We start from the raw sequence: 21,844 nt of genomic DNA on the forward strand, positions 1-21,844 counted from the left end.
GACGGCGGCTAAAGCCGCACGGGTCGCTTTTCATCCCTGCTTTAAAAAGTCAGGGCTTTCAAGCTCCCGATTCATGCTGGTAAAACCATTGCTGCAGTTGAAAAGGAAATTGTTCTCGCACCCGCTTGGCTGGTTTTTATGGCGGCAGTCTCCTTTTATAAATGCAAATCAATCTGTCCATTTGTATAACCACTTGATATCTTCAAGCAATTTTCCCTGTCATTCGTTTGAACAACTTGAGAGTTTCTTTAGAGCTTGAAAAAGGAAGTAATGTAGAAATAGCAATTTTCAAAACCAGAATTGCCATCAGCTTCGTTCTCTTTAGCCAAGAAGCATCGTAACGAATAGCTTTGACCAAAAAATTCAGGGCAGTTAGTCCTTTTTTTCTATCTGGATATCCATCCAGCGCCTTAATCGTCAAATATCGATATCGCTCCCCGAAAATTTGTGCCTTCAGGTCTTTAGTTATCTTTCTAGAAGTATTTTGGCAAGCCTTTTCAATCGCTCGAAAACTAGCTTTTTCCATCTTCCACACATCGGCAGACATGGAAGTAGAAGATACTCGATAGAGAATTTGAGGTAAGGGAACGCAAACAAACGAATATCTCTCGGCCAATCGCAACCACATATCCCAATCTTCTACCGCATTTAACGATTCATCAAAATCGCCAACCTCCAGAATTGCCTTAGTTTTTACTAATACATTGGAACCGCTTTCGACGAAATCTCTTTTTAACAAATCCAAAAATACATCGCCCTCGGCATGAATGTAACCGCCAGAACGTAAAAAATTTCCCTTACCATCAATCCAGTTGGTCCAACTGTAAGCTACGCTTGCATTGGGATTTTCTTGCAGTGCTTTTAGCTGTTTCTCCAGTTTATCTTCAGTCCAAAGGTCGTCGGCATCAATAAAAGAAATATAATCTCCCTTAGCCTGACGAACCCCGCGATTTCTAGAGGCTGACAATCCAGCATTGGGGTAAGAGAAAACCTTGAGCTTTGGTTGTTGAATTTTCGATAAAATATCCAACGTTGAATCGTTGGAACCGTCGTTAATGACCAGAATTTCAAAATCGGAAAAGGTTTGATGGAGAATTGACTCTATCGTTTCTTGGATGGTTTGCTCTCCGTTGTAAACCGGAACAACCACCGAAACTGTGGGATTGGAATTTGCCTGCATAGGAATTGATGGTAAAAGTTTCCAATTGTAGAAAATTGGCAACTTCTATTTAAACTTAAACCTTCTATTGAGCGCCAAAAAAGGACTAAGCATACTGGCGAAAAAGAACTCAAACTGAAAGCGCGCAATTAAATCCATCTTCAATTGAGTTCTGTATTGGATAGCATGTGCCAAAATCCGCCGCAAGTTCCCTAGAAAAGTGCGAGCAAACAGGATAGGAGTTTCTTGGGGTTGAGCGTTAATCGTTCTGAGGGTATAGGTGGCTAGTCCACATCCCCGCGCAATTTTCAGCAAGTAATCTTTTTCCAACCGCCAGTGGGGAATTTGATGGTAGGTAACCATGTCCGGATTGTACCAAATTTCCCAACCCGACTTGTACATATATAATAAAGGTTCGTAATCATCTCCTTGGATAAGAATGCCAGGCAATTTTCCGCTTAAAGCCGGTTGAGCAGGAACGCTTTCCATCCAAGCTTGCTTGCGAACCACTAGGGATGCTGCTGGTGGCAATCTTAAATTATACGCATCAAATTGATAGGGAATCGAACCATGTTCCCGAATTGCCAAAAATTGTTTGATTCTGTCAAATCCTTCCGGAGGTTGTACTTCAAAATTGGCGTGAATTTGTCCGCCAACCGCACCAGCTTTCGGCAATTTCTGGCAAAACGCAAATGCATTAGCTATCCAGTTGTTGTCGGGTAAATTATCATCATCGAGAAAACCAATCAATTCCCCATCGGCTTCTTGTACCGCTTTTAACCTGGCAAAAGCAGCTCCCTGTTGGGTCTCCAATATATACCTCAAAGGAACGGCATCCAACCAATTTTCTTGGTATTGACGCACCATCTCTGCCGTATTGTCGCTGCTGTTGTTGTCAACTACAACTACTTCCCAGGTGAGGTCGTCAACTGCGGTTTGTGCTTTGAGTTTTTCCAGCAGCAGGGGTAAGCGTTGAGCACTATTAAAGGTAGGAATGGCAATCGTAAATTGCTTGTTAAAATTCATGTTTTCCCTTCAACCGCGGCTGAACGGATTTACTTCCCAACAAATTCCAGAAATAGAAAGGACTTGTCAAACTACCAATCAACAGTTCCATTTGACAGGCTGCTACCAAATCTTGGTGCCAACGAAAACCATGTTTGAAGGCATGCACGGACATTTTACGTAAATCGTTGACCCAATAGGCAGCAACGGCAAATGGTTTCACAAGTGGATTCACCCCAACCAACCGCGTTACATAGCGACTCAATCCAATTCCCCGCATAAAGGGAATCAAATATTCTGCTTGCAAGCGGTGGGGAGGAATTTTATGAGCGATTTGCATGTGGGGGTTGTACCAAATTTCCCATGCAGACTGGCGGTGAATGTAGGATAATACTTCCAAATCTTCCCCGGTGAGCATGCTTCCGGGAACGCGACCGCTCAAAATGCTTTGTTGGGGAACGCATTCTATCCATGCTTGGCGTCGAACCACCAATCCCGCCGATGGTGGCAGTAGGTTGCGGTAAGGAGGGTAAGGTAGTGGTTGGTTGCCCCGTTGGGTGATGGCGAAAAATGGTTTGATACGATCGAAGTTTGGCGGTGGTTCGGCTTCAAAGATGCCGTGAATTTGACTGCCATAGGCTCCTGCTTGCGGGTGTTCCCGAGCAAATCGTACTGCTTGCCATACCCAGTTGCTTTCTGGTATATTGTCATCATCTAAAAAGCCAACTAGCTCCGCTTTGGACTCCCGTATGGCTCGCTGGCGGGCAAAGGCGGCTCCTTGTTGGTTTTCTAAAACATAGCGTAGAGGAATTTCCCCAGGCCAGTTTTGCCGAAATTGTTCTACAATTATAGCTGTGCCGTCGGAACTGTTGTTGTCTACAATTAAGACTTCCCAGGCAATCCCTTCGGTTTCAGTTTGCGATCGCAATTTTTCTAAAACCAGCGGTAGCCGTTTCTCACCGTTGTAGGTAGGAATAGCAATAGTTAGATCTAGCATAGCTGTAATGAGTGCAATAGGTACAGTTCGATCTGGTTAAGGATTGGCGACGAATTCCCCTTTTGAGTTTCCCACGAGCAGATATCAGATTTTCCGCTTCCTCCAAACCCCTTTTATGGAGGTACATCCCCCTGCTCGTTAAACCATGTAAACATATCGCGGTTTCTCAGAGAAACCCGAACCCCTTTTTGACTAAACTTTTTGACTAAAACCGAAAAAATACGGAAACGTACAGGAACTTGTTTGGTTTCCGGGTGAGAAACTGGGTATTTCCACTGCCACCCCCCCTTTGCCATCTAGTATAACCATTGCTTTCCAATTGTCAAACCTAGATTTGGGTGTCTGTAGGAGCAACTTGGGGAAAATTGGTTTTGCAGGCTACTTGGGTGGCAATATTCCACCCAATTCTGGCTTATCCCCAATTCGATCGGTAGTTTCCCGTACTTGGTTCGCTACCAACTCCTACCTCCAATTCCCATTCAAGCCATACTGTTGAGAAACTCAAGCAAGTTCCCTGGTGGGGGAAGCTTCTACTTGTTTGGGTAGTTGAACGAGAAACTCGGTTCCCTTTTCTGTTTCCGAATGACAGTGCAACGTTCCTCCATGTTCGTTGGTAACAATTTGGTAGCTAGCATACAATCCCAATCCCGAACCTTCTCCCACTGGTTTGGTGGTAAAGAAAGGATCGAACAAATGCGATCGCGTTTCCTCCGACATACCTACACCATTATCAGCAATAGCAATTTGAATGCGATCGCTATCTAATATTTTAGTCGAAATCCAGATAGTAGGTGGTTGGCAGTGAGACATTTCCCGCGCGAAAGCAGCTTGCAAAGCATCAATGGCATTGTTAATGATATAAAAAAATACTTGATTGAGGCGACTAGCAGAGCAAGTCACCGAAGGCAAATCGCCGTAACTTTTAACCACGTCTATGGTGGGGAAATCCCCATAATCTTGGCTTGGTTGCAAGCGATGCTGCAACATCTGTAAAGTACTATCGATATTTTCATGGATGTCTGTAGGTTTCACCTCGGACGAAGCCAACTTAGAAAAATGGCGCAATGATAAAATCGTACTACGAATGCGTTTCGATCCCACTTCCATAGAATCGATTAATTTATGTAGGTCGTCAGCTATAAATTCAAAATCGGTTTCCTCTAAAATTTCCTGCAGCGATTGGCTGGGATGGGGATATTCCTGCCGGTAGCATTGCAGAATTCGCAGCAAATTATTGGCATACTCCCGCACAATTGCAATATTACTATAAATAAACGTAATGGGATTGTTAATTTCGTGAGCCATTCCCGCAACCAACTGCCCCAAACTAGCCATTTTCTCTTTTTGGATAATTTCTGCTTGGCTAGCCTTCAGTTCGGTAATGGTTTGTTGCAATCGTTGCTGCAAACTTTGAATGGTAAGTTGGTTTTGAATCCGTGCCAGCACTTCTTCAAATTGAAACGGTTTGGTGATATAATCTACCCCGCCTACCTGAAAAGCTTTGACTTTATCGGCAGCCTCGTCTAAAGCACTTAAAAAAATTACGGGAACGTTGCAGGTAGTGTTGTCGTTTTTGAGATATTGGCAAACCGTATACCCATCCATATGAGGCATTTTTATATCCAACAAAATTAAATCCGGCACTCGCCTTTTGGCAGCTGTCAAAGCCATTTTACCGCTTACTGCTTTGCGAACGTTGTATCCCTGTTCTGATAGCAACGAAGATAAAAGTTGTACGTTTTCGGTTGTATCGTCAACAACCAAAATATCAATCGGTTGGGAGGGAACCATATGGAACTCCTAAAAACCGGATGGTTGCACTTTCTCTACCAGATCGATAATTTCTTCAAACTGGAAGTTTTGGGCTAAATTCGCTAGGGTGGTTGATAGGGAATCGGATTCTGGGGGAATCTGTGCTAGCAACTGCAAAACCCAACTGTCATCCCCAACAATAGCAGCTTCGTGCAATTGTTGCCACCACGTTACTGGCATGGTTGGTAAGTTTTCGAGGATTTCCTGGGAAATTTCGGTTTGGTCGCTAGCAAATGAGGATTCTGCCGTATCCTTAGTATCGGATTGGCGAACCAACTGGATGTCTAAATGTTGTTCGATTTTTTCTAGCAATTCCTGCTGGCGAAAGGGTTTGATAATCAAATGGTCGCATCCTGTTGCTAAAATGTTTTGTTTCTGTTGTTCCATGGCACTGGCAGTTAAGGCAATAATTTTGGTTTGTTGACCTTGGGGGGAACTTTTGATTTTTTGGATGGCTTCCATACCTCCCATTTCTGGCATTTGAATATCCATCAGAATTAAATGCGGTTGCCAGCGTTCCCAAATTGCGATCGCTTCTTGACCATCTTTGGCTGCGCGTAGTTCAAAATTGAATTCTCCCAGAATTTGCAATAGCAACGAGCGATTGTTGGCGGTATCTTCTACAATCAAAATGCGGTAAGTAGGCATATTGGCTGCTATCGGGACAATTTTATTTTCTTGAAGAGAAGATTCTGCAACGGTATTGGTTTCGACGATACTAGTTTGTATGTTAAAAGCAAAGGTACTGCCTACTCCCAGCGTACTGCAAACGGTAATTTCACCACCCATCAACTGTACGAATTTTTGACTAATTGCCAATCCCAATCCCGTTCCTTCTCCCGATTGCAATCCGGTTTTGGTTTGTGCAAAAGCTTGGAACAATTTTTGGTTTTCTTCGGGGGCAATTCCCTTGCCTGTATCTTCTACAGCAAATTTCAAACGCACCAAATTTTGTCTGGGAGGTTCTGCTGACACGCGCAAAGCTACGTATCCCGATTCGGTAAATTTAACGGCATTGTTGAGCAAGTTAATCAGAACCTGTCGTAGTTTTCGTTCGTCGCTTCTAATGGTTTCCGGAATTTCGCTGTCGTAAAGTAAGTGTAGCGGCAATCCTTTTTTCTCGGCTCTGGGATAGAGCATTTGCTGAATATTTTCTAGTAATTTATGCAAGTCGAAATCCTGTTCTTCGTAGGTGATTTGTTGGGCTTCAATTTTCGACATTTCTAACACGTCGTTAATTAAATCCAACAGATGTTCGCCGCTGCTTTGAATGGTATCTAGATATTTTTTGTGTTGAGAATTGGTGTCAACTTGACGGTTCATTAACTGGGAAAACCCTAAAATTGCATTTAAAGGGGTTCTCAATTCGTGGCTCATGTTGGCAAGAAATTCGCTTTTGGCTTGGTTGGCTGCATCGGCAGCTTCTTTGGCTTGCTGCAATTTGGATTCTGTGGATTTTCGTACCTGGATTTCTGCTTCTAATGTGGCGTTGGTTTGGGCAAGTTCGGCGGTACGTTCTTGCACCCGAATTTCCAATTCTTCGTAGGCTTGGGATAAGGCTTTTAAGGCATGCTGGCGTTGCAATTCTGCGGAAGCTCTAGCGGCAAATACATCGATAATATCTTGGCTGCGACTGTCGAGTTTTCTCGGTTTGGTATCTATAATGCACAGGTTGCCAATTATTTGTTTTTGGCTGTCAAAAAGAGGGATGCCAAAATAACTTTCGGCTTCGATTGTTGGTAGTAGAGGGTCTTCGGGAAAATAGGATTGTACGTTTTGGTAATAGTATTGGGGTTGTTTTTGTTGGATGGTTTGTTCGCAGGGAGTTCCGGTGATAGAATGGGACCAATTTTTTAATAAGCGATCGCGATACCAAGCAGCAACGATATTGGCAGTTGTTTGGCTGTTGTCACCAATTTCGCTAATAAAAACGTAGGGTACTTGTAAAGCTGTGGCCAAACGTTCTACCAAGGCGGGGAAAAAGGCTTCGCCAGTTACGGAGGCAGTGCCGGTGACAATATTTTTTAAGGTGGTTTCTGCTTGCTGGCGTTCGGTTATTTCTTTTTGTAGTTCTTGGTTGATGACTTCTAATTGTTCTGGGGTTTTTAAAGATAAAAATCTAGGCAGCAACCAGACTAGTTCGATAGCGGTATAGCAGGAAACCAGTGCTGTCATGGCACGTTCGATTCCCGATATCCAATACAGGGGGTACCACAGGGTAACTACATCTAAGAGATGGCCGATACCGCAAGCAACGATAAAGGCACCAAAAAGAATAAAAACTCTTAGAAAGGGCAGGTCTTTGCGTTTGTAGGTAAAATAGATAATTAGGGCTGGTATGGAAAAATATGCGATCGCGATCGCTAAATTACTGACCAAATGCAGCCACACCAACGGCGTTTGCCACAAATAGCAGTTTCCGTGTGGCATGTACGGTTCTGCTGTGAAAATAGATTGTATGGTTTCCCACATAAAATTTTAGAATCCTCGATTGGGCTTTGCTTGTGTCAAAGTTAATCAAGTAGTAGAATTTCCATTGTAACGATTGTCGATATTGTTGAAAGGAAGATATACGACGTTTTCAGTGCCTTAATAAAAGTTCAGATCGAATCCAGTTGCCCCTATTGTGGTGCTAAGGTGGGGAAAGCAGTAACTAGGCGGCAAGGGGATTCTACGGAAAATGCGATCGTATATAAAAAAACCTAGCAAAATTGCTAGGAACTGCTCCAAACCAATGGTTTTTAAAAACCGTCTATCGCTACTCAGCCACCAGCTGTTCCACCACATTATCTAGTTCCTCACGATGGCATTCTGCGGTATAGGTGGCTAGTTCCTTCAACGCTGTCAAATTCTCTGGCGTGGCATTATCCATAGCATGCATTTCCTCGTCTGTAATTTCCGGATTGACGCGCAAATACTGTTTGGGATTTTCAATAGTTTGGAAAATTTGCTCGACCTGATAGTCAACCGTTTCCGATACGCCTGCCATCATAATATCGATTAGGGGTTTAACCCATTCGGCTAACCCCCAATCCTTAGCTTGTTCGTATTCGTAGGTATGGTGAATTTTCCCAGTTCCCAAAGACAAAATCACCATATCCTTCGCCGTTACCAAATCGCCGTTTTGATTTTCCTTTTTGAGAACGTAACCGGTAGCAGTTTTTTGAAAACTACTCCGTACTTCCGCATACGCCGATAGGGTAGGATTGTTCACAAAAACTCCCCCGTCAATGAGAGCGTAGCTGACCTCTGATAGAGAATAATTCTGTGCCACTTCAAAGTAGGTGGGAGCGGCGGATGTTGACCTTGCCACTTCCCGCACCAAAAAATCACTGCCCCGAAAACGTTTGGCTTCGTGTTGTTTGAAAAAATGTGGCTTGCCTCGTTCGATATCGTAGGAAGTAATCAAACAGGGTCGCAGCAACTGGCTGAGCTGCAAATCTTGGAAGTAGGCTTGTAAATTCTTTTCTAGAGCTTTGGCAGAAAACTTTTCATCGAGCAAACCGCCATAACTGCGCAGTTTTTGCCACAGGTCAACGCTGAAAATTTCGCCGCCTTTTTCCAGGTACAAATCGACGGCATCTTGAGCGGAAAAACGCGGGCGCATTTGACCGTTGTCTTCTTGCGGGCAAGTTAGAATGCAAGAAAGAATGCCACCGGTACTTGTCCCAGCAAAAAAATCAAAATAATCCGCAATTTTGGCATCAGGATTTCCCGTGCGTTCCTGGATTTTCCTTTCTAAAGTTATTAAAATTTGTCCGGGGATTATCCCGCGAATACCGCCACCGTCAATGGCTAAAATTCTAAATTTTTTCACGAGTTGCTTGCCTCCATGCAATTTGCGACCTATAGTACCATTATTGCTGCCACTAGCTCGCGTTGAAAATACGTTTCTTGATTAACCGATGGCTGCCAATTCATATGCCGATTTGGGAAATACCCATTTAAAAGCACACCGCTGGCAGGAAGCCATTGCTTGTTTCTTGCAGGCTTTGCGAGAACAACCCAACCGCTGGTGGCTTTACCACCAACTGGGGGAAGCCTACATGCATTTGCAGCAGTGGCAGGAAGCGGCGAAGGCTTACCGTCGTGCCATTCGTCTCAATTCCCAGTTTTGCTGGTCTTACCATCGGTTGGCAGATGCGTGGCGGCAGCTTGACCAACCCAAACGCGCGATCGCTGCTTACCACCGTGCCATTGCTTTGCATCCGGATTTTGTCTGGTCTTACTATAATTTAGGGCAAGCTTACGAACAAGTTCAACAGTGGCAAAAGGCAGCGATTTCCTATCTCCATGCTGCTGCCAAGCAGGACCAACTTCCCGATATCATTCCCAAACTAGGCAGAACCCTGCAGCGATCGCAACAAGGGGTGCAAACCAATGTCAATGTTTATCGGGGTTGGTTGTATCCAGAATTCGGCGATTTTCCCCCGTTTCCGGAACAACCAAAATTTTACCAGCAGTTGGCGAGAAATTTGACGACTGCCGGTTACTGGCAAGCCGCGATCGCTTTGTACAATGTTGCCCTGTCTTTGCCTTCCGAAAATCCCGAATTTTCCCAACAATTGCAACAAGAACTTGCCCAAGTTTCCCAACAGCAAAAAGCACTCGACCGGCAAATTGCTGCTTTACATGTAGATATCGAACAAGACCCAAATCATCCTTGGCACTACTACCAACTGGGTTTGCTCTACAGCCAGCAACACCAACTGCAAAATGCCGCGATCGCATTTCAAAAAAGTTTGCAACTTCGCCCCGATTTGCCCTGGTGGTTTTATAAAAATCTCTGGAATACCCTTGCCAACGCCGATGCTTTAGAACCTGCCATTGCCCTATTTCGTTCCCACCTCAAAAATCCCATCTATTCTCTACCCACCTACTGTACTTTTGCTCTAAATATCGCCGAAGCGTTTACCCAACAAGGCAATATCGAAGCGGCGATTTCCTACCACCAAACCGTCTGCTACCGCCAAACCCTCGCCATTCATCCCCATTTTGTTCGCTATTGCTGGCAAGAAAACACCCAACCAGTTCCTCATTTTATCATTATTGGTGCCCAACGCAGCGGTACTACTTCTCTATACAGCTATCTCAGCCAGCATCCCCAAATCATCCCGCCTATTAAAAAAGAACTCGACTTTTTTTCCTGGCATTTCCAACGGGGAATTTCCTGGTATCGTTCCCATTTTCCTCCCATTCCCGACAGCGTTGGCTATATCACCGGCGAAGCCAGTCCCAGCTATTTAACTCATACCGCAGCAGCCCAACGACTGTTCCAATTTTCTCCCCATCTCCAATTTATCGTTCTGTTACGCCATCCCGTTCGTCGCACGGTTTCCCATTACTATCGTTGGGTGAAATTGGCTTGGGAAACGCGTCCTTTGGAAATGGCTTTGGAAATAGAAATGCAACGATATCAAGCTGGTGCCAGTTGTTGGAATCAAGCTGGTAGCTATGTGGGAAATAGTTTGTATGCTGAGTTTCTGCAACACTGGTTTTCGATTTTTCCCAGAGAGCAATTTTTGATTCTGCCCAGCGAATATTTATACGAACATCCCCAGGCAGCAACGACGGAAGTTTGCCGGTTTTTGAATATCTCAGAATCTTCCCTTTCCCATTATCCTGCCTTCGCTGCTAATTCTTACCCGCCGATACCGGACTATCTGCAGCAAAAACTAGAGGATTTTTTTCAACCTTACAATCGCCAATTAATGGATTTATTGGGCGATCGCTTTTCTTGGGAGTCGTAGTTGATTGTTTTGCTATTTTCCTACTTTCTAATGTCGCTATGAATCAAGTTCTTGCTTGGCTTGGTTCGCTGTTTCTTCCCAAAAAACATGAGGTGGTTGCCAACCAGAATTCTATGTTATGGTTAAAAGTGGGGTTTAGCCTGCTATATTGGGGGACGTGTATATTTATATATGGGCACGGCTTTCCGAAAATATACAAATCTCGCAACAAACTATCCCTGTCAACGCCGCATCGATGGCTCGTTTTTAGCCAGCCATACCATTGAAGATTAGGACACTAGATATAGCTACAAGACTTTTTCTGCTAGCTTCCCTCGCCAAGTTATATAGCAATTTCACATCAAATATAAACATAATATTTCTAGAAAATTGGAAACCCTGTAGTAGGAGAGGTTCGCGAACCGCCCCTACCAATTGCATCGTATACACTCCAAGTGAAAACACTATATATATGTGCGCACCTTCTCCACTATAAAGACTTTACGTCAAATCTCTCTTTCTGTCAATCCAAAAAAAGAAAATCTCGGAAGGGATTGACAAAATTGACTCAGTCGTCTTTAACTATATTAAATACATCTAAATTTCGGGGAAGGTTCGTTTTTGAGTTCCTTCGCTCAAACAGTCAACCTGCCCAAAAATTATACGAATCCTAGCTAGATTTCAAAATATCGACAATTTCCTGATGTCCGGCATCGGCTGCCCAAATTAAAGCCGTCCAATGGTGGTTATCCTTCGCTTTTGGATCGACTCCCCGATCCAGCAAAAACTCGACCACCTGGCGATGCCCTTTCGCCGCCGCTGCCATCAGCGGATTCATGCCAAAACTGGATTTAGCATGGACATCAGCGCCCCAACTTACCAATAATTCTACAATATTTAGATAACCAGCCGCCGCCGCTCCCATTAAAGCCGTCCAATTATCTTCATCGCCAGCATTGACATCCACTCCCCAGTCCAACAATAATTGGACAATCTCTTGATATCCTGCTTCGGCAGCTGCTGTTAGGGCACTCAATCCTTCTGCATCGGTGCTGTTAACATCCTCACCAGCTTCTAGCAAACGAATCGCAGTTGCCTTATCCCCCGTTTTTGCTGCTTCTACTAGGTCGCTCATAAGCAATCGTACCTTCCTCCACGCATGGAACCAGTTGATATTGTACTCCTAAGCAACGGTCCTGGGGAACTGGCGACTTGGGTACGACCAGTTGCCAAACAGCTACGCCAGCAATTGGGAACCGATTCCACGCGGGTACGCCTGTCGGTGGTCCTATCTCCCTGTCCCCATGCTACCGGAAAAGAAACCGCGATCGCGCGTTCCTATCCAGAAATCGACCGAGTGCAATCGCCAGAGCATTTTTGGTCATTTTTGTTGGGGGGAAAAACAGCTACCAGCTGGGATTGGCATCGGCGGGGGGTGGTGGTGTTTCTCGGTGGCGACCAATTTTTTACCGTTGCGATCGCGCGCCATTTGCAATACCGTAGCGTAGTATATGCCGAATGGGAAGCCCGGTGGACTGGCAACATCGACCGTTTTGGCATTCGCGACACACAAGTTTTCGCCAAAGTTTCCCCCAAACACCGCCACAAATGTACCGTCATTGGCGATTTAATGGCAGATGTTGCCTTAGAAATCCCCGAAAGCATTTCCCAAAACCAACCCCTCATCGGTTTGCTTCCCGGTTCCAAACCCGCCAAACTCACCCAAGGAGTTCCCCTTTGCCTAGCAATTGCCGAATCCATCCACCAACAACGACCCGAAACCCAATTTATCGTTCCCATTGCCCCCACCTTAGACCTTACCACCTTCATTCGCTACAGCGACCCCACCGAAAATCCTATCGTCAAAACCATCGGCAACACCCACCCGCAACTCATTCTTCCCGAAGACAACCACCAATCGCCTTACCTCAAAACCGCTGGAGGTGCGACCATTCAACTATGGCAGCCGTCTCCCGCCTACGATGTTTTAGCTGCCTGTAGCTTTTGCATCACCACCGTCGGTGCCAATACGGCGGAATTGGGTACTTTAGGCATTCCCATGTTGGTTTTGCTGCCGACGCAAAAATTAGACGCCATGAAAGCTTGGGATGGTTTGCCGGGGTTGCTAGCCAATCTCCCTGGCGTGGGTTCTTTGTTTGCCGTGGCGATAAACTGGCTGATTCTGCGTCGCCGCCAGCGGTTTGCCTGGCCGAATATTTGGGCAGGAGAAGAGATTGTGCCCGAGTGGGTGGGAAAAATAAATCCTGGGGAAGTTGCCCAACAAGCGATTTTTTGGTTGGACCATCCCGAATCCCTACAATCCATCCGGCAACGCTTGCATCGCTTTCGTGGCGAACCGGGTGCTTCGGAGAAACTAGCAAAAATCGTGCGAGAAATATTGCGTTTTTAAAAACTACTGACCAAACGAATCAACCAAATCCAAAAGCCAGCATTAACAATGGCTGTAACAATTGCACCAGCGATCGCGCCTCTGATTTTACCGTATTCTTGATTGGCTCGTAAGCGCCAAACCACCGGAATTAAATAAAAAAGCTGTGCGTAACCAATAAAAAACGCCAGCCTCCGCAAAAAGAATGCCAGAAAAGCTGGCAAAACCCAAGCCAACCACACCACCAACGTATTGATAGCCACGACAAAGCAAAACCCAATAGCAATATCGCGACCTTGACGATACTTGACAGGTTTGCGACGTCTTTTGCTTACCATCTAGCTAGTGTACTAACTATTCTTGGCTGCTGCGCCTTCCCAATTCGTACACCCCAAAACTAACACAAGCAATTGTACCAAAACTAATCGCCCAACTGCGACCGAGACTGCTTTCAATACCGTAGTTACACAGCAATCCCACTGCTAGAAACGGCAAAATGCTAAATAAAGAAGCGTAGAAAGCATTTTGTGCCTCTCTGCCTTTGCGTGTCCGTTCAAACTCTTCTTGAGAAGTATATAGCGATCGCTCGGCAAAATTAAACCAACGGCTCAACTGTCGGATAATCCACTCCCGCACCGGCGTCAACCCAATATAAAACGCCAGCGACCAAAGACCCGACCCCGCAATGGTGGTGGCACTCAAACGAAAAGGGAATAAAAGCGGCAGCACATCTTGTAGCATAGCACTCGTAAAACCTTCGATATATAACAAAGCCCTGCGATCGCGCATCGGCGGCAGGGCTCTGCTAGCAAATTGGATTTGGTGGCGGGAGATGGATTCGAACCATCGACCTTCGGGTTATGAGCCCGACGAGCTACCAGACTGCTCTATCCCGCGTCGCATTTATTAATATACCCCAACCTTTCCTTTCCATGCAACCCCTTTTCCCCCAAAATTTTTCCAAATAGCCAAAAAAAAAGCGCTCTCCAGCGGGAGAACGCCTATCTGGGAAATCAATATAGACCCTAGGGGAATTTAGCTATCGATGCGAGGAGCAGCTGGCAGTTCCGCTACAGGAACGGGTTCGCCGCTAGCCAAACGCATGGGGAAGTTGTGAGCGTTGGGTGCATCCATGGCTTGGATCCCCAAATTGGCGCGGTTGACGATATCAGCATCAGTGCGAATGACGTGGCCTTGAGAATCGAGAATGGACTGGTTGAAGTTAAATCCATTCAAATTGAAGGCCATCACACCAACACCCAAAGCCGCAAACCAGATACCGATAACTGGCAAGGCAGCGAGGGTAAATCCAATGGAGCGGCTATTGCGTACCGCCAAGCTGGGAACGGTCAACCGTCCCAGGAAAGCATAGTAGCTGGCTACCAGGTTGTAGGTAGCTTCTCGCTGTCCGAAGCGATAGCCAGCGTTGGCAGACTCCCACTCGGTGGTTTCGCGAATCAAGCTAGAGGTGACCAAGGAACCGTGCAAAGCTGCCAGGAAAGCACCTGCAAAGATGCCGGCTACCCCCAGCATGTGGAAAGGATGCATCAGGATATTGTGCTCGGCTTGGAAGGAAAACATGAAGTTGAACGTACCGGCAATCCCGAGGGGCAAACCTTCCGAAAAGCTACCTTGACCAATGGGATACACCAACAGAACTGAAGTGGCAGCAGCGGCAGGAGCGCTGAAAGCAACGGCAATCCAAGGACGCATACCGAGGCGATAGCTTAACTCCCACATGCGGCCGAGATAGGCCCAAATACCAATCAAGAAGTGGAAAACGATTAGTTGGTACGGACCGCCGTTGTACAGCCATTCTTCGATGGAACTGGCTTCCCAAATGGGATAGAAGTGCAGTCCGATCGCAGCAGAAGTAGGAGGCACTGCTGCAGAAATAATATTATTGCCATCTAAAAGCGAACCGACAACTGGCTCCCGAATGCCGTGCATGTCTACGGGGGGAGCGGCGATGAAAGCCAGGATGAAACAAATGGAAGCGGCTAGCAGGGTGGGTACCATCAATACCCCAAACCAACCAATATAAATGCGATTATTAGTGCTGGTAATCCAGTCGGCAAAGCGACGCCATCCCCGGAAAATATCCAGTTCGCGTTGCTGCCTTGGCCGTTGTGTGGTTGTACTCATAAAGTACACCCTCCTTCAGGGGAAAAACTGCAATTAGGTCGCGATTTTTTAGCAGGAGAAAAGCTGAATGAGGTGCTGGCTTGGCAACCGGAAAAGGAGATTTTTTGATGGATAATTGCGACTTTTCAATTGGCTGTGGGGCTGCCAGAGCCATTTTTGGGTCTTACCTCTTCGCTTTCTGGTTTCATTATATGAAAATATATCGATGATATCAACCGATTTTTCGCTAAGCTTTGATAAGCTTCGTAAAGCTAGGTTTAAGCTTTTGGTTCTTGGGTTGGTGGGGATTTTCTTTGTGTTACTTTTATTAAAAATGGCTGCGATTTTTCTTCATATTCTTCTCCACAATGATTAAGCAAATCTAAATTAATTTGCCCAATTCTTGATGAATTCCGCGATCGAGGAAAGTTTAATTTTTGTTATTATTGACGATAAGAACGCAAATATTTCTGTGGCAGGTGCTGGCGGGACGGCTGGAAAGACACCCGATTTGCTACTATAACTATATAGTTATAATAACATAGCTGTACGGCTGACCAGCAAGAACGTGTCGGCCGAACGAAGCCGAGGTCCCAATTTGCTACGATCGAAGATAGGAACTGGTAATCATGTGGTGTAAAATTCGTCAGGCGATTTCTTGGTTGTTGTTGCTCGGTGCGTTGGTATTGTTGGCGTTGCTGGCTACTGGCGTGGTGTCTGTGGAACCGGCAGCTGCCGATATACGTACCGCAGAAGTGGCACCGGGAGAAGTTTTTGTGAAATCCTTTCACAGCTTGCGCGATCGCTCCGGGAACTCCTGGCAGATAGTCTTTTTCAAAAGAATCCATGGTGGGGAAGTTACGGATGTCAACCTGAGAATGGTGGGATTTCCAGAATTAGAAGCGTTGCAACATCCTGCCCCCCTGTCAATTACCGCCAAAAATGGGGGTCAATGGCAAGCGGAAGATGTCTTTACCGAAACAGCGCCGGTAGAAAATATCGGACAGTACGATTTTCGCGATCTGATCTTCCAACTACCCACCGATACCAAACTGTTCCTCTCTCCCCAAGGAACGCGCGATCGCAGCGTTACCTTACCCGTACCGCCATTTATCGTTGACCAATGGCAAACCGTCGCCTCCCAACAACCAGATAACCCCTAGAAATTGCATACATTCGTTGCGCGATCGCAAGTATAGAAACTATGGCACAATCAACTACATCCACTTCCACCTCTCAAACCGCCAACCATCCCATCAACTACGTATACGGTCCAGTGAATTCCTGGCGCTACGGTCGTTCCCTGGGGATTGACCCCATCGGTTCCGTATCCACCTGTTCCTTTGACTGCGTCTACTGCCAGCTGGGGGAAATCGAACGTAAAACCAGCCAGCGCGCCATTTACGTACCTACCATTCGAATTCTGCAAGACTTGCAAGCCTTCGACACCCAAAACGTGGATGTCATCACCTTAAGCGGCAGCGGCGAACCCACCCTAGCTGCCAACTTAGAAGATATTTTGCGCCGCATCAAAGAAACCACTGGTAAACCCACCGTGGTCCTCACCAACGGCACCTTGCTGTACAACGAACGGGTGCGGCAAGAACTGGCGATCGCGGATAAAGTAGCTGTTAAACTAGACGCCAGCTCTGCCGAACAGCTGCGGCGGGTCAATCGACCGGTGGATGGTTTGGATTGGGAAACCATGTACCAGGGCATCCAACAATTCCGGCAAAGCTACCAAGGTCAGTTCTCCCTGCAAACCATGATGCTTGCCGATTGGAAACCCCAAACCAAAGCCGACTATATCCACTGCATCCAGCAACTGCAGCCGGATGAAATTCAGTTGAATACCCCCAAACGTCCCAAACCCACCCATCACATTCTAGACGCCAGGGGCAACCATTCTCCGGCCAGCGATCGCCCCTACGAAGTCAAAGTCCTCAAATGCGTATCGCCGGAGGTTTTGCAGGCATTTGCCCAACAAATCCAGCAGCAAACCGGCGTTTTGGTCCGCACCTCCCACAGCGAGTGAACCCAAACTACCAAGTAGGGTCCACGTAAACATCAATGGTCAGGTGAGACGTATTCTCTGGAACGCTGCTGATACAGGCACAAATCGTCTCGCCGCCTACCACTTCCACCTCACAGGCATGGCAAGACCCCATCAAACAGCCGGTGGGAATCTTCACGCCGGCGCGTTCGGCTACCTGCAGGAGGGGTTCGCCGGCTTCCGCCTCTACAGTTACTTCATCCGGTAAAAACGAAACTTGTACGCTCATAGGGATCCGGGTTTGAACAAGGACAAAATTGGGTCTAAATTGGTATGTTGGCGAACGCAATCCGCTAGCAAATCCAAGATCGCTTCTCGCTGTTCGCGGTAGTTGGGGATTCCTGTGGGTAGCGCCTGCAATCCCCGCCGGCTGCGCAGGGTATTCAGCCAAGTGCGACGCCAAGCGCCATTATCGAAAATCCCATGCAGGGTGGTGCCCCAAACCGCCCCATCGCTGTTCGCCAATCCCAATTTTTCGTCATCAAATAAAAAGTGTAGCTTTTGACCAGTGGCAATTTTGGTAGTGTATTGATGGATTTCGTAGCCGGAGACAGGAATGCCGGCTTGGGGATAAGAAGACGCCACTTGTCGGGAACGGGAAGTTTTGGTTCTGCCAATGGTGGTGCGAATGGGAAGCAGTTTTAACGCTTCGTAGCGACCTTCGATGCCCTCGCTACCTTCCGGATCGGCAACAGAGTTGCCCAGCATTTGCATGCCCCCATCAATGCCCAAAATGGTGCCGCCGGCGGCAATGTAGTTTTGTAGTTGTGCTGCCATGTCGGTTTTTTGCAAAACCAACAGGTCGGCGATGGTGGTTTTGGAACCGGGGAGAATGACCGCGTCGGGATATCCCAGCGTATCCTGGGGGTGCAGGTATTTTACACCAACGCTGGGTTCTGCTTCTAGGGCGTCGAAGTCACTAATATTGGCGATTCTGGGCAGACGAATGACGGCAATGGTAATTTGGGCGTTGGGTTTTTCCGCGGGCTTTTCTAAGATGGTAAGGGGGTCTTGGCTTTGATGCAACGACTGCATCCAGGGCAAAACGCCTAAGACCGGAATTTGCGTGTGTTGGGTCAGCCATTGAGCAGCTTCCTGGTGGGCATCGTAGGGGGGAAAGGCTTTGTTGATGATAATGCCTTTGATGAGGGAACGTTCGCTGGGTTCTAGCAGTTCTAAAGTTCCTATGGCTTGGGCAAGGGTACCGCCGCGTTGGGCATCGACCACGAGAATGGTGGGGCAGTTGAGGTAGCTGGCAACCCGCATGTTGGTGAGGTCTCGGTGGCGTTGGTGAATTTCCGCCGTGCTGCGATCGCCTTCTGCGACGATCCACTCAAATTCGCTGCTGAGAAAGTCCAAGGATTCGCACACCACCTGCCAGCCTACTTCAAAATAGCGATGTTCTTTTTCCGGCTGGCAAACGCGACCGGCTGACTGACCGTTGAAGAAAATTTCGCAGCTGCCATTGCTGTCGTAGTTGAGCAAAATGGGGTTCATTTCAGCTATGGGTTTTAACCCAGCCGCCCACGCCTGTACGGCCTGAGCGTACCCAATTTCGCTGCCTGTGGCGGTCATGTAGGTACCGTTGGCGTGTCGGGTTTGGCTTTTAAAGGGGGCAATTTGCTGTCCTTGGCGGGCTAACAGGCGGCATAGCGCCGTACAAAAGAAGGATTTGCCACTGGCGGCGGTGCTGCTCACGACCATAATGCCTTTCATTAAAGCCTGCTACTTCCTAATAGGTTGTTTACTGGACAATAATTGACTTTTATTGACTTGATAGTCGTAGCCATCTTTCTTAAAGATTGGTCCTGCGATTTCACAGGAAACGAATCGCACCGACCACAGCTATCAAGATGTCCTGCCTGACAGCGCCGAGTGATTTCTCGGCTTGGAGCGGGCAGAACTAGAGGAGTATTCTGCCGTCCGTTCCAGATAGCTGCTCTGAGGTCTAGTCAAGGCTTACGATGAAGGATGAGACCCCTCATGCCCCGATGGGGCTGCCTTGCAGTCAATCGCGGGTCATTGACTGGTTTACATGGGCAGGTCGCTGGTACGTTGCCACCAAACCAAGATGCGGTCAACCAAGGAAGCAGGCGGGATTTGTTCCCATCCCTGCAAGCGCCATTGCTTGATAATTTGTCTGCCCAAGGGGGTGAGGCGGAACGCATCGGTGATGCCTTGACCGTCTACTTCGCGACGCAATACCCCGACTCGAATCAACCACATGAGATGGTTTTCTACTGCCCACTCGCTCATGGGCGATCGCAGATATTTTGACCGAACCCCTGCCTGTTTGGCAATGTCGGGTAAAGCAATACTTTGCTGCAATAAGGTGGTGTAAAAGGGCATTTGCAATGGCAGGCATCGAAGGGCTCGTTCCGCCCGCTGGCGGCTTTGTTGGGGATATTCCAGCACTGCGGAAGTGTTGGTAGAGATTTCGTTGGTCATAGAAGTTGGTGGGTGATTTGCGGTTACGCCCCTACAAACAGAGGGTGAAATGGAGACCCATTCCTGGCGCGTTGGGAAGATGCAACCAGCGATCGCGCCCAGGCAGTGAAAAGGGATGCTTCCGATGCTAAAATTTTGATACTTTAGACACTTCTATCTTAATACGCTATATTGATTTTTTCTGGTTGGGCACCGGCTAGTTCCCAACCCAGTGCCTGTTAACAAAGCCAACTTTTTGTGGAAGATATGACTCCCAAAATAACCGATTCCGTTGCTTGGCAACAAACAGAACAACTTATGCAGCCCACGTTGCTGCGGGTCATCGATAATATTCGCAAGCATGCCGAAACCTATAACTGGCAAATCAAATACGAAGCGGTAGAAACCCCCATTCCGGGATACCAGCTGTGCCTGCAAAACGGCCAGCAGCAATGTCAAATTAATCTGTGGGAACTTTGCTATCAAATTTGCTTTTGCAACTACCATCTATCGCCCCTAGAACCTTCTTCCCAAGAAGTAGAGGTGGATGTTGATACCAGCCTGTTGGACGATTGTGGCGAAGTAGACTGGTTGCGTCTCGACGAAAAAACCCAACGGGCGATTGCTGATGTTTTTGCTCAAGCTTCCCACCAGTTGCATGGGGAATAGGGGATCGCGGCAACAGATGAGGCGCAGGAGAAGCAACCACATCTATGTTCTTGCCCCACTGGACGAGAAAAGACGGGAGCTTGAAAGCCCTGCCTCTTTCCCAGCCGGGAGGAAAAGCGACCCGTGCGGCTTTAGATTCACATCATCGAATCGTGGTGGGAAATCTGTCGGCAAGTTGGCAATGATGGGCTGAGAGAACGTAAAGATTGGGTCAAATGGCGTCCATACGGGGAAAAAGCCGCTTTCTTGAAGAACTCCTACTGCGGCTATCAAATCCATCGAGACGTGGCAGCAGCACAAGTGGTTTGGAATCGAGGTATTGCAAGTACGTCCACCACAGGGCGGAAAAATGCTCGTCGAGGATCCCTGTTGCTGGGGATAGACTAGCTCATAGCGAATCTCTTCAAAGGCACACCCCAATGAAGCGAGAATCTCACGAATAGAATTCGTGAGAGTGTCAACCCGCTTCCCACTTTTCCCCCTTTGGTTTTTAAACACCCATCACCGAGTATCCAGCATCCACGTAAACCACTTGCCCGGTAATGCCGGTGGCGAGTTCGCTGCTGAGGAAAACGGCTGTGTTGCCCACTTCCACCTGAGTCACGGTTCTGCCTAGGGGGGAAACTTCTTCCACATGGCGAATCATGTCGGCAATGCCACCAATGGCGGAAGAAGCCAACGTACGGATTGGACCAGCGGAAATGGCATTCACGCGGATGTTTTGCGGACCCAACTCTGCCGCCAAATAGCGGACGCTCGATTCCAAACCTGCCTTTGCCACGCCCATTACGTTATAGTTAGGAGTAACCCGTTGCGACCCCAAGTAGGTGAGGGTCAAAATGCTGCCACCTTCTTTCATGAGCGGTTTGGCAGCGGCACTGAGTTTCACTAAAGAATAGGTACTAATTTCTAAAGCTCTAGCAAACCCTTCCCGGCTTAAATCGGTAAAATTGCCAGATAGTTCATCTTTCCCCGCGAACGCCAAACAGTGAACGAGGGTATCCAACTGGCCCCAAGTTTGCTCGGCAGTGGAAAACATGGCAGCTACCTGTTCGTCGTTTTGCACGTCACAGGGAACGCAAAAATCAGGGTTGAGCGGTTCTACCAGTTCCTTTACTTTCTTTTCGTGTTTGCCTTTTTCGTCGGGAAGGTAATTGACACCCAGGTTGGCACCAGCTTCGTGCAATTTTTGGGCGATTCCCCAAGCAATGGAGCGGTGGTTGGCAATGCCGGTGACAAGGGCATTTTTTCCGTTCAAATTCAACATAATTGTCTATTCTAAAAACAATGCAAATTTCTGGTTGGCCTGTTGACAATTTTCTGGGGATACGGATTGGTTTCGCAAGGAGACCGATTCCCCCACGTTCGTGGTTCGGCTGCGCTCGCGGAAAATCTTCGATAGGTTTGCAAGCCCTGTCGCTTTAGCGCCGGGAGGAAAAACGAACGGCGACTTTAGTCGCCTTCCCCATGCTCGGAGAGA

The 21,844-nt window shown here is 47.3% G+C and carries 19 protein-coding genes and 1 tRNA gene; 5 read left to right on the plus strand and 15 right to left on the minus strand.

Going from position 1 to position 21,844, the window contains the following annotated elements; genetic code table 11:
* Positions 1-202: 202 nt before the first annotated feature.
* The 6 genes from AS151_RS04280 to AS151_RS04310 all read right to left on the minus strand — a co-directional run bounded on the left by AS151_RS04280 (position 203) and on the right by AS151_RS04310 (position 8,790).
* On the minus strand, positions 203-1,180 hold the full coding sequence (locus AS151_RS04280; protein ID WP_071515816.1) for a glycosyltransferase: 978 nt from the start codon (positions 1,178-1,180) through the stop codon (positions 203-205).
* A gap of 45 nt (positions 1,181-1,225) precedes the next feature.
* Positions 1,226-2,185, minus strand: a complete 960-nt coding sequence (gene hpsE, locus AS151_RS04285) for a hormogonium polysaccharide biosynthesis glycosyltransferase HpsE (protein WP_071515817.1) — start codon at positions 2,183-2,185, stop codon at positions 1,226-1,228.
* Positions 2,175-3,161 (minus strand): hormogonium polysaccharide biosynthesis glycosyltransferase HpsE, encoded by a 987-nt coding sequence (hpsE, locus tag AS151_RS04290; RefSeq protein ID WP_071515818.1) that lies wholly within the window; start codon positions 3,159-3,161, stop codon positions 2,175-2,177. Before hpsE (AS151_RS04290) ends, hpsE (AS151_RS04285) begins: the two co-directional genes overlap by 11 nt.
* Before the next feature lie 501 nt (positions 3,162-3,662).
* Positions 3,663-4,952 carry a response regulator gene (locus tag AS151_RS04300; protein WP_071515820.1) on the minus strand — a complete coding sequence of 430 codons (1,290 nt, stop codon included), beginning with the start codon at positions 4,950-4,952 and terminating at the stop codon, positions 3,663-3,665.
* 9 nt (positions 4,953-4,961) lie between these two features.
* On the minus strand, positions 4,962-7,403 hold the full coding sequence (locus tag AS151_RS04305; RefSeq protein ID WP_244532888.1) for an ATP-binding protein: 2,442 nt from the start codon (positions 7,401-7,403) through the stop codon (positions 4,962-4,964).
* 328 nt (positions 7,404-7,731) lie between these two features.
* Positions 7,732-8,790, minus strand: a complete 1,059-nt coding sequence (locus tag AS151_RS04310) for a patatin-like phospholipase family protein (RefSeq protein WP_071515822.1) — start codon at positions 8,788-8,790, stop codon at positions 7,732-7,734.
* 88 nt (positions 8,791-8,878) lie between these two features.
* On the opposite strand from AS151_RS04310, the gene AS151_RS04315 reads away from it, so the two are divergent.
* Complete coding sequence (locus AS151_RS04315; protein WP_071515823.1) at positions 8,879-10,723, plus strand: tetratricopeptide repeat protein; 1,845 nt, start codon at positions 8,879-8,881, stop codon at positions 10,721-10,723.
* Between the two features lie 649 nt (positions 10,724-11,372).
* Here AS151_RS04315 and AS151_RS04320 read toward each other — a convergent pair.
* Positions 11,373-11,837, minus strand: a complete 465-nt coding sequence (locus AS151_RS04320; RefSeq protein ID WP_071515824.1) for an ankyrin repeat domain-containing protein — start codon at positions 11,835-11,837, stop codon at positions 11,373-11,375.
* Positions 11,838-11,861: 24 nt separating this feature from the next.
* On the opposite strand from AS151_RS04320, the gene AS151_RS04325 reads away from it, so the two are divergent.
* On the plus strand, positions 11,862-13,112 hold the full coding sequence (locus tag AS151_RS04325) for a lipid-A-disaccharide synthase (RefSeq protein ID WP_071515825.1): 1,251 nt from the start codon (positions 11,862-11,864) through the stop codon (positions 13,110-13,112).
* Here AS151_RS04325 and AS151_RS04330 read toward each other — a convergent pair.
* The 4 genes from AS151_RS04330 to psbA all read right to left on the minus strand — a co-directional run bounded on the left by AS151_RS04330 (position 13,109) and on the right by psbA (position 15,236).
* Positions 13,109-13,429 (minus strand): hypothetical protein, encoded by a 321-nt coding sequence (locus AS151_RS04330; protein ID WP_071515826.1) that lies wholly within the window; start codon positions 13,427-13,429, stop codon positions 13,109-13,111. The genes AS151_RS04325 and AS151_RS04330 overlap by 4 nt on opposite strands.
* Before the next feature lie 16 nt (positions 13,430-13,445).
* A complete protein-coding gene (locus AS151_RS04335; RefSeq protein ID WP_071515843.1) occupies positions 13,446-13,832 on the minus strand; it encodes a hypothetical protein in 387 nt (128 codons plus the stop codon).
* Between the two features lie 79 nt (positions 13,833-13,911).
* A tRNA-Met gene (locus tag AS151_RS04340) sits at positions 13,912-13,988 on the minus strand.
* 138 nt (positions 13,989-14,126) lie between these two features.
* Complete coding sequence (gene psbA / locus AS151_RS04345) at positions 14,127-15,236, minus strand: photosystem II q(b) protein (protein WP_071515827.1); 1,110 nt, start codon at positions 15,234-15,236, stop codon at positions 14,127-14,129.
* Positions 15,237-15,844: 608 nt separating this feature from the next.
* Between psbA and AS151_RS04350 the strand changes: the two genes are divergently transcribed.
* A complete protein-coding gene (locus AS151_RS04350; protein ID WP_071515828.1) occupies positions 15,845-16,378 on the plus strand; it encodes a DUF3122 domain-containing protein in 534 nt (177 codons plus the stop codon).
* A gap of 41 nt (positions 16,379-16,419) precedes the next feature.
* Positions 16,420-17,250, plus strand: coding sequence for a radical SAM protein (locus AS151_RS04355; protein ID WP_071515829.1), 831 nt, complete (start codon positions 16,420-16,422; stop codon positions 17,248-17,250).
* Positions 17,251-17,257: 7 nt separating this feature from the next.
* On the opposite strand, the gene AS151_RS04360 is transcribed toward AS151_RS04355, so the two are convergent.
* The 3 genes from AS151_RS04360 to AS151_RS04370 all read right to left on the minus strand — a co-directional run bounded on the left by AS151_RS04360 (position 17,258) and on the right by AS151_RS04370 (position 19,716).
* Positions 17,258-17,497, minus strand: a complete 240-nt coding sequence (locus AS151_RS04360; RefSeq protein WP_071515830.1) for a 2Fe-2S iron-sulfur cluster-binding protein — start codon at positions 17,495-17,497, stop codon at positions 17,258-17,260.
* Positions 17,494-18,984, minus strand: coding sequence for a cobyric acid synthase CobQ (cobQ, locus tag AS151_RS04365; RefSeq protein ID WP_071515831.1), 1,491 nt, complete (start codon positions 18,982-18,984; stop codon positions 17,494-17,496). The genes AS151_RS04360 and cobQ overlap by 4 nt, the downstream gene beginning before the upstream one ends.
* A 315-nt stretch (positions 18,985-19,299) precedes the next feature.
* On the minus strand, positions 19,300-19,716 hold the full coding sequence (locus tag AS151_RS04370; protein WP_071515832.1) for an Npun_F0494 family protein: 417 nt from the start codon (positions 19,714-19,716) through the stop codon (positions 19,300-19,302).
* A 246-nt stretch (positions 19,717-19,962) separates the two neighbouring features.
* On the opposite strand from AS151_RS04370, the gene AS151_RS04375 reads away from it, so the two are divergent.
* Positions 19,963-20,364 carry a hypothetical protein gene (locus AS151_RS04375; protein ID WP_071515833.1) on the plus strand — a complete coding sequence of 134 codons (402 nt, stop codon included), beginning with the start codon at positions 19,963-19,965 and terminating at the stop codon, positions 20,362-20,364.
* 490 nt (positions 20,365-20,854) lie between these two features.
* Here AS151_RS04375 and fabI read toward each other — a convergent pair whose 3' ends face one another.
* Positions 20,855-21,631: an enoyl-ACP reductase FabI gene (fabI, locus tag AS151_RS04380; RefSeq protein ID WP_071515834.1), complete on the minus strand. Its 777-nt coding sequence runs from the start codon at positions 21,629-21,631 to the stop codon at positions 20,855-20,857.
* Positions 21,632-21,844: the final 213 nt, after the last annotated feature.

It is taken from the genome of Geitlerinema sp. PCC 9228 (genome assembly GCF_001870905.1).
In the GTDB taxonomy this organism is placed as follows: domain Bacteria; phylum Cyanobacteriota; class Cyanobacteriia; order Cyanobacteriales; family PCC-9228; genus PCC-9228.

What these genes read in the sequence shown, in the direction of transcription:
- AS151_RS04325 (WP_071515825.1), top strand. Translation starts at nt 11,862, where the DNA reads ATGGAACCAGTTGATATTGTACTCCTAAGCAACGGTCCTGGGGAACTG.
- AS151_RS04335 (WP_071515843.1), bottom strand. Translation starts at nt 13,832, where the DNA reads ATGCTACAAGATGTGCTGCCGCTTTTATTCCCTTTTCGTTTGAGTGCC.
- AS151_RS04280 (WP_071515816.1), bottom strand. Translation starts at nt 1,180, where the DNA reads ATGCAGGCAAATTCCAATCCCACAGTTTCGGTGGTTGTTCCGGTTTAC.
- AS151_RS04355 (WP_071515829.1), top strand. Translation starts at nt 16,420, where the DNA reads ATGGCACAATCAACTACATCCACTTCCACCTCTCAAACCGCCAACCAT.
- hpsE (WP_071515817.1), bottom strand. Translation starts at nt 2,185, where the DNA reads ATGAATTTTAACAAGCAATTTACGATTGCCATTCCTACCTTTAATAGT.
- hpsE (WP_071515818.1), bottom strand. Translation starts at nt 3,161, where the DNA reads ATGCTAGATCTAACTATTGCTATTCCTACCTACAACGGTGAGAAACGG.
- AS151_RS04370 (WP_071515832.1), bottom strand. Translation starts at nt 19,716, where the DNA reads ATGACCAACGAAATCTCTACCAACACTTCCGCAGTGCTGGAATATCCC.
- fabI (WP_071515834.1), bottom strand. Translation starts at nt 21,631, where the DNA reads ATGTTGAATTTGAACGGAAAAAATGCCCTTGTCACCGGCATTGCCAAC.
- AS151_RS04300 (WP_071515820.1), bottom strand. Translation starts at nt 4,952, where the DNA reads ATGGTTCCCTCCCAACCGATTGATATTTTGGTTGTTGACGATACAACC.
- AS151_RS04350 (WP_071515828.1), top strand. Translation starts at nt 15,845, where the DNA reads ATGTGGTGTAAAATTCGTCAGGCGATTTCTTGGTTGTTGTTGCTCGGT.
- AS151_RS04375 (WP_071515833.1), top strand. Translation starts at nt 19,963, where the DNA reads ATGACTCCCAAAATAACCGATTCCGTTGCTTGGCAACAAACAGAACAA.
- AS151_RS04360 (WP_071515830.1), bottom strand. Translation starts at nt 17,497, where the DNA reads ATGAGCGTACAAGTTTCGTTTTTACCGGATGAAGTAACTGTAGAGGCG.
- AS151_RS04330 (WP_071515826.1), bottom strand. Translation starts at nt 13,429, where the DNA reads ATGGTAAGCAAAAGACGTCGCAAACCTGTCAAGTATCGTCAAGGTCGC.
- psbA (WP_071515827.1), bottom strand. Translation starts at nt 15,236, where the DNA reads ATGAGTACAACCACACAACGGCCAAGGCAGCAACGCGAACTGGATATT.
- AS151_RS04315 (WP_071515823.1), top strand. Translation starts at nt 8,879, where the DNA reads ATGGCTGCCAATTCATATGCCGATTTGGGAAATACCCATTTAAAAGCA.
- AS151_RS04320 (WP_071515824.1), bottom strand. Translation starts at nt 11,837, where the DNA reads ATGAGCGACCTAGTAGAAGCAGCAAAAACGGGGGATAAGGCAACTGCG.
- AS151_RS04305 (WP_244532888.1), bottom strand. Translation starts at nt 7,403, where the DNA reads ATGCCACACGGAAACTGCTATTTGTGGCAAACGCCGTTGGTGTGGCTG.
- cobQ (WP_071515831.1), bottom strand. Translation starts at nt 18,984, where the DNA reads ATGAAAGGCATTATGGTCGTGAGCAGCACCGCCGCCAGTGGCAAATCC.